At 70.2% G+C, this 12281-nt stretch carries 15 protein-coding genes, 1 tRNA gene and 1 other RNA gene; 10 read left to right on the top strand and 7 right to left on the bottom strand.

The annotated features are described in order from the left end of the window. Positions 1-6: 6 nt before the first annotated feature. Genes AC6CQV_RS07585 through AC6CQV_RS07575 form a run of 3 tightly spaced genes read left to right on the top strand, consistent with a single transcriptional unit; the run spans position 7 to position 1275 of the window. Positions 7-396, top strand: a complete 390-nt coding sequence (locus AC6CQV_RS07585) for a TadE/TadG family type IV pilus assembly protein (protein WP_498260660.1) — start codon at positions 7-9, stop codon at positions 394-396. Continuing rightward, positions 371-853, top strand: coding sequence for a TadE family protein (locus AC6CQV_RS07580; RefSeq protein WP_498260659.1), 483 nt, complete (start codon positions 371-373; stop codon positions 851-853). Before AC6CQV_RS07585 ends, AC6CQV_RS07580 begins: the two co-directional genes overlap by 26 nt. Then, positions 850-1275, top strand: a complete 426-nt coding sequence (locus AC6CQV_RS07575; RefSeq protein WP_101306109.1) for a pilus assembly protein TadG-related protein — start codon at positions 850-852, stop codon at positions 1273-1275. The genes AC6CQV_RS07580 and AC6CQV_RS07575 overlap by 4 nt, the downstream gene beginning before the upstream one ends. Here AC6CQV_RS07575 and AC6CQV_RS07570 read toward each other — a convergent pair. After that, entirely contained in the window at positions 1268-1939 is a 672-nt protein-coding gene (locus AC6CQV_RS07570) for a DUF6226 family protein (protein WP_498260658.1), read from the bottom strand. The genes AC6CQV_RS07575 and AC6CQV_RS07570 overlap by 8 nt on opposite strands. A gap of 35 nt (positions 1940-1974) precedes the next feature. After that, the gene (locus tag AC6CQV_RS07565) at positions 1975-3222 is read right to left on the bottom strand and encodes an MFS transporter (protein WP_498260691.1); all 1248 of its coding nucleotides are present in this window, start codon (positions 3220-3222) and stop codon (positions 1975-1977) included. A gap of 73 nt (positions 3223-3295) precedes the next feature. Between AC6CQV_RS07565 and prfB the strand changes: the two genes are divergently transcribed. The 4 genes from prfB to smpB all read left to right on the top strand — a co-directional run bounded on the left by prfB (position 3296) and on the right by smpB (position 6995). Continuing rightward, positions 3296-4408, top strand: a complete 1113-nt coding sequence (gene prfB, locus AC6CQV_RS07560) for a peptide chain release factor 2 (protein ID WP_060959354.1) — start codon at positions 3296-3298, stop codon at positions 4406-4408. A gap of 90 nt (positions 4409-4498) precedes the next feature. Next, positions 4499-5536 carry a cell division ATP-binding protein FtsE gene (gene ftsE, locus AC6CQV_RS07555; protein ID WP_498260657.1) on the top strand — a complete coding sequence of 346 codons (1038 nt, stop codon included), beginning with the start codon at positions 4499-4501 and terminating at the stop codon, positions 5534-5536. Further along, a complete protein-coding gene (ftsX, locus tag AC6CQV_RS07550) occupies positions 5533-6447 on the top strand; it encodes a permease-like cell division protein FtsX (protein WP_060959356.1) in 915 nt (304 codons plus the stop codon). The genes ftsE and ftsX overlap by 4 nt, the downstream gene beginning before the upstream one ends. A 71-nt stretch (positions 6448-6518) precedes the next feature. Continuing rightward, a complete protein-coding gene (gene smpB / locus AC6CQV_RS07545) occupies positions 6519-6995 on the top strand; it encodes an SsrA-binding protein SmpB (protein ID WP_060959357.1) in 477 nt (158 codons plus the stop codon). A gap of 65 nt (positions 6996-7060) precedes the next feature. Here the strand turns inward: smpB and AC6CQV_RS07540 are convergent, their stop codons facing one another. Then, entirely contained in the window at positions 7061-7717 is a 657-nt protein-coding gene (locus AC6CQV_RS07540; RefSeq protein ID WP_498260656.1) for an SIMPL domain-containing protein, read from the bottom strand. An 84-nt stretch (positions 7718-7801) separates the two neighbouring features. On the opposite strand from AC6CQV_RS07540, the gene ssrA reads away from it, so the two are divergent. Continuing rightward, positions 7802-8171: a transfer-messenger RNA gene (ssrA, locus tag AC6CQV_RS07535) on the top strand. An 84-nt stretch (positions 8172-8255) separates the two neighbouring features. On the opposite strand, the gene AC6CQV_RS07530 is transcribed toward ssrA, so the two are convergent. Both AC6CQV_RS07530 and AC6CQV_RS07525 read right to left on the bottom strand, forming a co-directional pair. Then, the gene (locus AC6CQV_RS07530) at positions 8256-8855 is read right to left on the bottom strand and encodes a nitrate ABC transporter substrate-binding protein (protein WP_498260655.1); all 600 of its coding nucleotides are present in this window, start codon (positions 8853-8855) and stop codon (positions 8256-8258) included. Between the two features lie 20 nt (positions 8856-8875). Beyond that, positions 8876-9715, bottom strand: a complete 840-nt coding sequence (locus AC6CQV_RS07525) for an inositol monophosphatase family protein (RefSeq protein ID WP_498260654.1) — start codon at positions 9713-9715, stop codon at positions 8876-8878. Between the two features lie 114 nt (positions 9716-9829). Here AC6CQV_RS07525 and AC6CQV_RS07520 point away from each other — a divergent pair. Further along, positions 9830-9905 (top strand) — tRNA-Lys (locus AC6CQV_RS07520). A 123-nt stretch (positions 9906-10028) separates the two neighbouring features. Next, positions 10029-10472, top strand: coding sequence for a hypothetical protein (locus AC6CQV_RS07515; protein WP_498260653.1), 444 nt, complete (start codon positions 10029-10031; stop codon positions 10470-10472). Positions 10473-10527: 55 nt separating this feature from the next. Here the strand turns inward: AC6CQV_RS07515 and AC6CQV_RS07510 are convergent, their stop codons facing one another. Both AC6CQV_RS07510 and AC6CQV_RS07505 read right to left on the bottom strand, forming a co-directional pair. Then, positions 10528-11763: an MFS transporter gene (locus tag AC6CQV_RS07510; protein WP_060959362.1), complete on the bottom strand. Its 1236-nt coding sequence runs from the start codon at positions 11761-11763 to the stop codon at positions 10528-10530. Next, positions 11760-12191 carry a MarR family winged helix-turn-helix transcriptional regulator gene (locus tag AC6CQV_RS07505; protein ID WP_498260652.1) on the bottom strand — a complete coding sequence of 144 codons (432 nt, stop codon included), beginning with the start codon at positions 12189-12191 and terminating at the stop codon, positions 11760-11762. Before AC6CQV_RS07505 ends, AC6CQV_RS07510 begins: the two co-directional genes overlap by 4 nt. Positions 12192-12281: the final 90 nt, after the last annotated feature.

The raw sequence follows: 12281 nt of genomic DNA, 5'->3' as shown, positions 1-12281 counted from the left end.
CGCGCGATGCACGCGTTGCGCGATGACGAACGCGGCTCCAGCACCGTGGAGTTCGTTCTCGTCGGAACGCTCCTGACGCTCCTCACCCTCGGTGTGCTGCAGCTCGCGCTCGCCGTCTACGTCCGCAACGTCGTCCACGACGCCGCGGTGGAGGGCGCCTACTTCGGTGCGCTCGCCGACACGGATGCCGCGGCCGGCGCGACCCGCACCGCACAGCTGATCGAGACCGCCGTCGGCGCCGGCATCGCCGCGGAGGTCACCGCCGCCGACACGGAATCGGCCCGCGGCCCGGAGGTCGAGGTGCGCGTCGTCGCGACACTGCCGCTGGTCGGCTTCCTCGGCGTTCCCGCGGGATGGGAGGTGACGGCTCGTGCCCCGCGCGAGAGCTTCGACTGATCCCGCGCGCCGCACCCGGCGTGTGCTGACCGACGAGGGCGGCTCGGCATCCCTGGAGTTCATCACGGTCGGGCTCATCCTGCTCGTTCCCCTCGTCTACCTCATCGTCGCCCTCGGAACCATCCAGTCGCAGGCGCTCGGCGTCGAGACCGCGTCCCGGCAGCTCGCACGCACGATCGCATCGGCGCCCGATGCCGCGACTGCCGAGCTTCGTGCCCAGCGCGTGCGGGAGGCGATCGCCGCCGAGTATGGCATCGATCCGTCGCGCCTCGACGTGCAGGTGCGGTGCTCGACACCCGGTCCGTGCCCGGCGGCGGGGGCGGTGGTGTCGGTGACCGTCGCCACGGAGGTGGCGCTCCCGCTCGTGCCGCCCGTGTTCGGTCTCGACCAGGTGTCCCGCATGCCGGTCACGGCGACGGGGCTCCAGAAGGTCTCGCGTTATGGGGCGCAACCGTGAGAGCGCTCGCTGCGGCCTGCCGCGACGACGAGGGCGGCAGCGTCCTGGTGCTCGCGCTCGGCTACGCCGTGATCGCGATCGTCCTCGTGCTCGTCTGCGTCGACGCGAGCAGCCTCTACCTCGCCCAGAAGCGCCTGGATGCCGCGGCCGACGCCGCTGCTCTCGCCGGTGCCGACGGCTTCACGCTGTCGACCGACGGGGGCGTGCCCGCCGCGCGCCTGACCGACGCCGGCGTGTACGCGCAGGCCGCCGACCTGCTCGCCGCCGTGGGGACGGCGGAGCTGGTCGCGGCATCCGCGCCGGACGGTGTCTCGGCCCGGGTCACCGTGGCCACCACCTGGCATCCACCGGTGCTCACGCTGTTCGTGCCGGACGGATGGCCGCTGCAGGCCACCGCGACGAGCCGCACGGCTCTCAGATAGCGGAGGCGCCCTCCGCGGCGGGCCGGCGGCGCGGCCATGCGGCCCATCCTGGCGGCAGCTCATCGAGAACGCGCTCCGCCGCGGCGAGACGGTCCGGAGGGAGGGTGATCGCGCTCGAGGAGCCCCCGGACGACCCGGTCGGGTATCGCAGCCGGTACCACGCCGTCGATTCGCCGCCCCGGTGATCGACGCTCTCGCTGTAGCCACCGGAGACGATGGCGACGACGTGCTCTTCCAGGTCGTCGGCCTCGCTCTGCCAGGTCGTGTCGCAGGCGTCGCACCCGCACTGAGGGAAGGGGAAGTCGTGCAGCACACCCGCGTGGAGCAACAGCCCGGGGAAGGCGGTGAAGACGAACGTCAGCGGAGCGCAGTCCGGATCCCGCGGACTCATGCGCACCGCACGCGGCACCTCCCAGCTCGGGGGAGCCAGGAGGTCTGCGACGACGCCGTCGCCCTCCTCGATCTCGACGTCGTACGTGTCGCGCAGATGCTCGATGAGGGCCGCTGCGACCGCGTGCAGCGGCGCGTACCGCTCCGGGTGCGCGGTGACGGAGTACGCGTCGTCCGGAGGTGAATCCTCCCACCGCCGGCCGTAGTCGATGACCTCGCCGTCCGCGTCGACGAACACCTGCGGCTCGATCGACGGGCGGACGTAGGCGCTCATGCCGTCATCCTGCCGCAGGCCGCCGCGGGGCGCACTCACCGTTCGCGCGGCACGAACCGGGGCACCCAGCGGATGAAGCCCGCCGCGCCCGCCAGCCCGATCGCACCGATCACGCCGGTGGCCACCGACAGCGACACCGCCGCCGCCACGGCCGACACGAGCAGCGGGGCGATCGCGCCGCCGGCATCCGTGAGCGTGCGCCACGACCCGAGGAACGCCGCCGGATCGTCCTGCGGGGCGACGTCGGCGCCGAGGGTCAGCAGGATGCCGCTCGACAATCCGTTGCCCACGCCGAGCACCGCGGCGAACAATGCGAACCACATCGCCGCCTGCGACAGGTCGTGCGTGAAGGCCAGAGCGAGGAAGCCCGAGCCCATCAGCACCATCGCGGGAAGCGCCGCCCACAGTCGGCCGAACCGGTCCATCACCTGCCCGCTCGCGTAGAAGAGCGCGAAGTCGATCGCGCCCGAGATGCCGACCACGAGCGCGATCGTCTGGGCGTCGAGCCCGATCGACACGCCCCACAGCGGCAGCACCACCTGACGCGCCGAGCGCACCGCCGACAGCGACGCGGCCGCCAGCCCCAGCCGCGACAGCACGCCCCGATAGCGCCACATCGTGCGGAACACCCCGACACGCTCGGGGACGGGGATCGATCCGGTCACGGGCTCGCCGGTGTCCTCCGCGAGCCGGGAGTCGCCGGTGGTGCTCGTCCGGGGCAGCGGCGCGGCATCCTCGGGGTCGGGCCCGAAGACGAGCAGAGCGATCGTGGCGACGAGGCACGCGCCGAAGAACCACACCGTAGAGTGCTCGTCCTGGAAGATCGCGATGAGCGCGGCGGCGATGAAGGGCCCCACGAACATGCCCAGCCGGAACGTGCCTCCCAGCAGCGACAACGCCCGAGCGCGGTACGCCAGGGGTACCCGCGTCGTCATGAACGAGTGGCGCGCGAGGCCGAACGCGGCCGCGCAGAAGCCGATGAGGAACACGGCGGCGGCCAGCACCGGCAGGCTCGGGGCGAACAGCATCCCCGTCACACCGCCGATCGCGAGCACGCCGCCGATGATCATCGTCAGCCGCTCGCCGATGCGGCCCACCGCCCAGCCGGCCGGGATGTTGCCGCACAGCTGGCCGACGACGAGAGCGGATGCCACGAGTGCGGCCGTCGGCACGTCGGCGCCGAGCTGCGCCGCGATCACCGGGAACAGCGGCACCACCGCGCCCTCGCCGAGCGCGAAGAGCACGGTCGGACCGTAGATCATCGGGGCGAGACGCCAGAGCATCGGCCCCATGCCGGGCGCGGACGCGGGGTCGGGCATGCGGGAGCTCACCCGATCCACGTTAGTCTGGAGTGTCATGCTTGATTTCGATCCTTCCGCCGACATCCAGGCGCTGCGTTCCACCTTCTCCGACATCCAGGCGGTGGTCGACGTCGAGGGGCTGCGCGCGGAGATCGCGCGACTGTCGGAGGAAGCCGGCGCCCCCGACCTCTGGGACGACGTCGAGAAGGCGCAGAAGGTCACCAGTGCGCTCAGCCACCGCCAGGCCGACCTCAAGCGCGTCGCCGATGTCGAGCAGCGCCTCGACGACCTCGACGTGCTGGTCGAGCTCGCCCACGAGATGGACGACGAGGACACCGCCGAAGAGGCGCGCCGCGAGATCGCCGCGCTCCAGGACGTCATCGGCCAGCTCGAGGTGCAGACGCTCCTGGACGGCGAGTACGACGACCGTCCCGCCGTCGTGACGATCCGCTCGGGTGCGGGCGGCGACGACGCCACGGACTTCGCCGAGATGCTGCTGCGCATGTACCTGCGCTGGGCCGAGCGGCACAAGTACTCCGTGAAGGTGATGGACACCTCCTACGCCGAGGGCGCGGGCATCAAGTCGGCGACCTTCGAGGTCGACGCGCCCTACGCGTACGGCACCCTCTCGGTCGAGGCGGGAACGCACCGTCTCGCCCGTATCAGCCCGTTCGGCGGCGCCGACAAACGCCAGACGTCCTTCGCCGCGGTCGAGGTCATCCCCGCGCTCGAAGAGGCCGTCGAGGTCGAGGTACCCGAGAACGACATCCGCGTCGACGTGTTCCGCTCGTCCGGCCCCGGCGGACAGTCGGTCAACACCACCGACTCGGCCGTGCGCATCACCCACCTTCCGACCGGCCTCGTCGTCTCGATGCAGAACGAGAAGAGCCAGATCCAGAACCGTGCGGCCGCCATGCGGGTGCTCCAGACCCGTCTGCTCCTCCTCAAGCGCGAGGAGGAGGCAGCCAAGAAGAAGGAGCTCGCCGGCACGATCACGGCGAGCTGGGGCGACCAGATGCGCTCCTACTTCCTCTACGGTCAGCAGCTCGTCAAAGACCTCCGCACCGGCTACGAGGTCGGAAACCCCGCCGTCGTCTTCGACGGCGACCTCGACGGTCTCATCGCCGCCGGCATCCGGTGGCGCAAGCGCAAGGACGCCGACGACTGATCCGCTCCGCGATCACCCGCGGCGTGCAGTCGACACGCGGCGAGTGTCGCACCCGGCATCCGACGGGGGCCGACGTAGGCTCGTCGAGTCATGATCCGGTTCGAGCACGTCACCAAGAAATACCGAGGGACCAGCAAGCCGGCGCTGAGCGACGTCGACTTCGAGGTGCAGCGCGGGGAGTTCGTCTTCCTCGTAGGCGCGTCCGGCTCGGGGAAGTCGTCCTGTCTGCGTCTGATCCTGCGGGAGGACGGCCCGAGCGAAGGCCGCGTCGTCGTGCTCGGTCGCGACCTGAAGACGCTGTCCACGCGCAAGGTCCCCTATTTCCGCCGACACATCGGCTCGGTCTTCCAGGACTTCCGGCTGCTGCCCAACAAGACCGTCTTCCAGAACGTCGCCTTCACGCTGCAGGTCATCGGATCGTCGCGAGGGTTCATCCAGCAGGCGGTGCCCGAGGCGCTGGCCCTCGTCGGCCTCGACGGCAAGGAGAAGCGACTGCCGCACGAGCTCTCCGGCGGTGAGCAGCAGCGCGTCGCGATCGCGCGGGCGATCGTGAACCGCCCGCAGATCCTCCTGGCCGACGAGCCCACCGGCAACCTGGATCCCGCGACCTCCATCGGGATCATGCAGTTGCTCGCACGCATCAACGCCGGCGGCACCACGGTGGTGATGGCGACCCACGAAGCGGGCTTCGTCGATCAGATGAAGCGGCGCGTCATCGAGCTGCGCGGCGGCGTGATGATGCGCGACGACCGTCACGGCGGCTACGGCGACACGTCGTCGCTGCCGTCGCTCACCCCGCAGGCGGAGAAGGGTGCCGCCGCGACCGCGGCGTTCAGCGCCGTGGTCGAGCTGCAGCGCGAGATCGCGCAGGCGCCCGTCGAGCCGGTCCCCGCCCCGCCGACGGTGGATGCCGCGGTATCCGTCCCCGCCGAGCGCACCCCGCCCGTGCAGCGGCCCGCGGCCGACGCCGCCGAGCCGGCCCCCACGACGAGACCGATCGCGATCAACGCCCCGGACGTCGACCTCGGCCAGCTCGGCCTCGGTGACATCGACCTCGGCAGGCTCGGCGTGGCCGATCGCCTCCGCCGCGAGACCGACGAGAACGACGAAGTGGGACCGACCTCATGAGGATGCAGCTGATTCTCGCGGAGGCGCTCACGGGGCTCCGCCGCAACGCGTCGATGGTCATCTCCGTCGTGCTGGTCACGTTCGTCTCGCTGACGTTCGTGGGTGCGGCGATGCTGATGCAGATGCAGATCGGCAAGATGCGCGACTACTGGGTCGATCGCGCGCAGGTGTCGATCCTGATGTGCCGTGACGACTCCACCGCGACGACCTGCGCAGACGGAGCGGCGACCCAGGAGCAGATCGATCAGGTCTCCGAACGGCTGTCGAGCTCGGCTCTCGGCGGCGTGGTCCGCGACGTGCGCTACGAGTCCGCCGACGAGGCCTACCAGAACCTCATCGACCTCTACGGCGACGAGTACAAGGACTACGTCACCCCCGCGCAGCTCGGCGAGACCTACTGGGTCGGGCTGGTCGATCCCGGGAAGGCGGACGTCATCACCGAGGCCTTCCAGGGCATGGACGGCGTCGAGGGCGTCAAGAACCAGATGCAGTACCTCGAACCGCTCTTCTCGGCGCTGACGATCGCGACCTACATCGCGGTCGGCATCGCCGTGCTCATGCTGATCGCCGCGGTCCTGCTCATCGCCACCACGATCCGCCTGTCCGCCTATGCGCGACGGCGGGAGGTGGGAATCATGAGACTCGTCGGCGCCTCGAACAGATTCATCCAGACGCCGTTCATCCTCGAGGGCGTCTTCGCGGCCTTCATCGGGTCGGTGATGGCGGGGGCGGCGATCGTCGTCGGCGTGCACTTCGGTGTGGGGGAGTACCTCAAGGGACGCGTGACCTTCATCACCAACTGGGTGAACATGGGGGATGCCGCGATCGTCATCCCTCTGATCATCGTCATCGGCCTGGTCCTCGCGGCACTGTCCGCGGGCTTCGCGATCCGCCGGTGGCTGCGGGCGTGAGATAGACTGACGGGCTGCCGTGTCCGCGGCATCCCGTCGCATGCGGCGGACCACACGACGAAGGATCAGCCATGCCCAGGGAACGCGGGGAGAAGGTCATCGCGACCAACCGTCGCGCGCACCACGACTACACCATCGAGAAGACGTACGAGGCGGGCCTCGTGCTGACCGGGACCGAGGTGAAGTCGCTGCGTCAGGGGCGGGCCAATTTGACCGACGGATACGCGTACATCGACGGCGGGCAGGCGTTCCTCGACGCGGTCCACATCCCCGAGTATTCGCAGGGTCACTGGACCAACCACGCTTCGAAGCGCACGCGGAAGCTCCTCCTGCACAAGGAGGAGATCGTCAAGCTGTCACACGCCGTCAGCGCGGGCGGGTACACGCTCGTCCCCCTGAAGCTGTACTTCTCCGACGGTCGCGCGAAGGTCGAGATCGCGGTGGCCAAGGGCAAGCGCGAGTACGAGAAGCGCCAGACCATCCGCGAGCGTGAGGACAAGCGCGAAGCCGAGCGGGCGATGCGCAGCCGCAACCTCCGCGGCGAATAGTCGCGGACGGTCGGGCGTTTCGACTCGGCGCTCGGCGCCTCGCTCGACGACCGAGGGCGCGCCCGTTACCGGGCGGTGAAGCGGGCCTCCACCCCGGCGGAGACGACGATCTCCTCGGGGCGGAGCTCGACGGCCGCACCGGCGGAGTCGAACGCGGCGGCCTTCGCCATCATCCGCGGGGCCACGGGCGCGGTCGTCGATCCGAGCAGTCCGAGGTCGGCGATCTCGACCGGGGTGACCTCGTGGCGCCCGATGGCCGCTGCGTAGGCGGCGGCGCGGTCGACGGCGACGGCCACGGCATCCGTCGCGACCTCGCGCTCCAGGCGCGCCCGCGTCGCCGGGGTCAGCTGCCACTCGATCGCGCCCACCTGCAGGCCATCGGTGAGGGCGATGTCGTTCAGCCAGTCCGACAGGTCGGTGGGGTCGATGAAGGTCGCCGTGAACTCGACGGCGGCGTGGTGCACGAGGTCCAGCTGGCGTCCCTCGTTGTTCCACGGACGATCGGCCCACACCGACAGGCGCTGGCTCGACCACTCCGCGAGCGCCCCCGTCGCGGCACGCGCGGCGAGCTCGCCTCGAAGCGGCTCGGCGAGTGCCGAGACGCGCTCGATGACGGCGGTGCGTTCCGGGCCGTCGGCGGTCGCGGTGACGTGCGCGACCGCCCGCTCCGGAAGCACACGGGCATGGCTCTCGCCGCGGACGGTGATCGTGACATCGGTCATGGGGTAAACTGTAATGCTCGGGTGCCTTCGGCATCCGGTGACAACTCCACAGCGTGACAGTGGCTCATTCGCCGCAAGGCACACGGGGCTGATCGGTTTCGACAGCGTCTGTGAATCTGCGAGAAGCGGGCCGAGGATGCAGGGTTATCTCGTAAACGATCTCTGCAAAACTACAAGTGCCGAATCCAAGCGCACTGACTTCGCCCTCGCTGCCTAAGCGAGCCCGATAGTCCGTCAGACCGTGTGTGACCCCGCCACGGACCCTGGCGTCATCTAGGGGTCTTGCTGTGTGACGGCGCCTGGACGTCACGCGGGACTCTTCCCAGGCTGGGCTCGTCGACTTAGGTGTCTGTGACAAAGGTCGGAGCCGAGCAGAACGTCTGCACAGACTGCGCCCGGAGAAGACGCAGTATCTCAGCGTTGGACGGGGGTTCGATTCCCCCCAGCTCCACGACGTCACTGTCACTGCCGAAGGCCCCGGCATCCGTTTCGATGGATGCCGGGGCCTTCGTCGTGGGAGAGCCGGGTGGCCGCGTCGTCAGCCGGCGGTGGCGGGGATGAGCAGCAGGTTCTGCTTCGTGTCGGAGACGGCGACCCAGCCGTCGCCGAACTGATACGTCATGCCGTAGCCGTCGGCATCCGTCGTGAGCGCACGAGCGGAGTCCTGCGTGATGTAGAAGCTGTCGTCGGAGGGCTCGCGGCGCCACCCCTCCTGCACGAGCTGCTCCGCGATCGTCTCCGCCTCGTCCGCGGTGATCGCCGACCAGCCGAACTCGATCAGGTTCCCCGACGCCACCGAGTAGTTCGCCCAGGTGCAGATGAGACCGCCGTCCAGCGCCGAGCTGGGCGGCTGGGTCTCGAACGTGAACGGGGTCTGCTTGAACGTCCATCCCTTGCTCTTGAACTCGGCGAGCGTGTCGGGATCGATCATGCCCTCGCAGCTGTCGGTCGACCCGGAGGACGCCGAGGCGTCCGGCGTCGGCTCTGGAAGGGCCCCGGTGGGGGTGGGCGAGACCGCGTTGCCGGTCGTGGTGGGATCGGCGGCGGACGGCGCGGCGGACGCGCACCCCGTGAGCACCAGCGCCGTGGCGAGGGCCAGAGCCGGAAGGGTGAGGGGCGCGAAGCGAGAACGTGTCATCGGTGGGGGGTCCGATCGGATCAGCGGGCGGCGGGGGAGGCGCCGAGGAGGGTGAGGAAGTCGTCGTGCAGGCGCCCATTGGTCGCCAGGGACGAGCGCGACGCGATCGAGTCGGCGCCGTCGATGTCGGTGAAGCGCCCGCCGGCCTCGTGCACGATCGGCACGAGCGCGGCGATGTCGTACTCCTTCACGCCGAACTCGGCGACGAATTCGAGGCGACCCTCGGCGAGCAGCATGTAGGGCCACGTGTCGCCGTAGCCGCGGTCGCGCCAGACGGCACGGCTGAGGCGCAGCAGGTCGTCGGTTCGACCCACCTCGTCCCACTGGCCGATGGACTGGAAGCTCACGCTCGCATCCGCGACGCTCGCCACGCTCGAGACCCCGAGTCGGCGGCTACCGCCGTCGGGGGTGTTCGTCCACGCGCCGTGTCCGGATGCCGCCCACCAGCGCCGGCCGAGTGCCGGCTGGCTCGCGACGCCGACGCGCGGCACGCCGTCGATCGCGAGCGCAATGAGGGTCGTCCACATCGGGATGCCCTTGAGATAGTTGGCCGTGCCGTCGATCGGGTCGATGATCCACTGCCGCGTCTCGTCGCCCGATGCGCCGTACTCCTCGCCCAGGATGCCGTCATCCGGCCGCTGCGTCGACAGCAGGTCGCGCAGGGCCCGTTCGGTGGCGAGATCCGCCTCGGTCACGTGCGACGCGTCGGCCTTGAGCTGGACGTCGAGGTCGGCGGCGTCGAAGCGCGCCATCGTCACGGCATCCGCCGCGTCGGCGAGTCGCAGCGCGAGCTGCAGGTCGTCGGTGAGGTCACCGTCGAAGGGCGTGCTCCAGGGAGACGCGGTGGCGGGGGAGGTCACACACTCAAGGATACGCGCCGCGGTCGCCTCGATTCGCGGTGAGCCTTTCGGGATGGTAACGTTGTCCCTCGGTTCGCCAGTGATCTTCTCGAGGATGCGGCGGCCGAACGGAACGCACCTCTAGCTCAATCGGCAGAGCAACTGACTCTTAATCAGTGGGTTCTGGGTTCGAGTCCCAGGGGGTGCACCACCGAGACAGTCCCCCGATCGCAAGGTCGGGGGACTGTCTGCGTTGTGACGCCGACGACGGTCGCGACTTACTGACGGCGCCGCGCGTCACGGCGGCGCGAACCGCGTCGGTACGCTCGAACGCATGGGCTTCTCGCCTCTCGGCCTCGTGCTCAGCATCGCTCTGTTCGCGCCCAGCCTCCTGCTCGTACGGTTTCCGCCGCGCCCCGCGCCGACGAGCGTCGGGGTCCCGCGCGGCGTGGTCGCGCTGGAGCGTGTGGGGCAGGTGCTCTGCGTGACGGTGCCGGTCATCACCGTCGGCGGGGATGTGCGCTGGTGGTGGGCCCTGCCGGTGTCGCTGCTGGTCGTCGCCTACTGGGCGCTGTGGATCCGCTTCGTCGCCGGCGGGTGCCGACTGGATCTCCTCTTCGGCCCCGTGTGGGGCGTTCGCGTGCCGATGGCCGTGCTTCCCGTCGCCGCGTTCCTCGCCGGTTCCGTGTGGCTCGCCAATCCCTGGATGGCGGTCGCCGCCGTCGTACTCGCGGCGGGGCACCTCCCGAGCTCGCTGTTCACGGCGCGGTCGCTGTGAGGCGGATGCGTCGGCCCGACGAGGCTGATCAGCGCCGACGCATCCGCCACCACCCTTACGCGGCGTCGCCGACGAGCACCGCGGCGGCCTCCTCCGCGGCATCCGCGTCGTGGGCGTCGATGCGGGCCAGCGCCCGCCGGCCGATCAGGATGGTCGCCGCGGAGATCAGCACTGAGACGGCGGCGAACACGAACGGCACCGAGGCGTTGAACGCGTGCCACAGGGCGGCGGCGATCGGCGGAGCGGCGGCCCCGCCGAGGAAGCGCACGGCGGAGTACGCCGACGACGCCACCGATCGCGGCAGGTCGGTCGCCTCCATCACCGACTCGGTGAGGATCGTGTTCATCAGACCCAGCAGCAGACCGCCGACGATGATGCAGGTCACCAGCCCCGCGGGGGAGGTGACGACGACGGCGGCGACGAGCAGATCGATCGCCAGCAGCGGCAGCACCACCAGCATGGCCGTGCTGCGGGACAGGCGACGCAGCAGGATCGGAGCCACCCACACGCTCGTCACGGCGAGGGCCACGCCCCAGCCGAAGAAGGTCAGACCGATGCCCATCGCGCCGAATCCGAGCGGGAACGGCGAGAAGGCCAGCAGCACGAAGAACCCGATGTTGTAGAACAGCGCCGCGATCGCGAGCACTGCGAGCGCGGGCTGGCGCAGCGCCTGGAACGGCGCCGACAGCTTCACGGGTGTGCGCTTCTCCTCGCCGCCGCGCAGCAGCACGAGCACCGCGATGAAGGCGATCGCCATCAGCGCGACGACACCGAAGAACGGGCCGCGCCAGCTGATCTCACCCAGGATGCCGCCGAGCAGCGGTCCGATCGCGATGCCCAGACCGAGCGCTGCCTCGTACAGGATGATCGCCGCGGCACTGCCGCCCGAGGCTGCGCCGACGATCGTGGCGAGAGCGGTCGAGATGAACAGGGCGTTGCCCAGACCCCATCCGGCGCGGAAACCGATGACGGCGTCGACGCTGCCGGCCAGGGCGCACAGCAGGGCGAACACGACGATGAGCCCGAGGCCGATCAGCAGGGTCGCCTTCGTGCCGATGCGCGACGAGATCCAGCTCGTGACGAGCATCGCCAGGCCGGTGACCACCAGGTAGCTCGTGAACAGCAGCTCGGTCTCGACGGGGCTCGCCTGCAGCGACTCGGCGATGGCGGGAAGGATCGGGTCGACCAGACCGATGCCCATGAAGGCGATCACGCACGCGAACGCGACTGCCCACACCTGCGCGGGCTGACGCCAGATGTTGACGCGGGAGGATGCGGGGGAGGCGCTCATCGGGCGACCTCCGCGACCCGCGTGCGGGCATCGACGATGTCGGCTGCGCGACGGATCGTCGCCCACTCCTGCTCGTCCAGGTCGGCGAAACGCGGCGCGAGGGCGGCGCTCAGCACCCGCAGCCACTCGTCGAGGGCGCTCATCCCGGCATCCGTCGCCGACACGAGAGTGGCGCGCGAGTCGCCCGGGTCGGTGGCGCGCTCGACGAGCCCGGCCTCGGCCATCTGCGTGACCAGCCGCGTCATGCCGGGCTGGGTGACGCGACTGAGCGTCGCGAGATCGCCGATGCGGAGGGGGCCGTTGTCGCGGAGCAGGACGAGGGTCCGCCACTGGGCGGCGGGGGCTTCGGTGCGGGTCTCGAGCGACGCGACGCGGGTGAGCGCGTGCGCGCCGACGAGCAGCCGCAGGATGTCGTCGGTATGTTGCATACCCACAGTATATACCGATGGTATGGAAAGGGGCGGGTTACCGGATCGTGACCACCGGCTCGCCCGCGGTGTTTGACATCGGGGAGAGAC

The sequence above is a fragment of the Microbacterium sp. EG9 genome (genome assembly GCF_059759475.1).
This window is presented reverse-complemented; position numbering and strand designations above follow the sequence as displayed.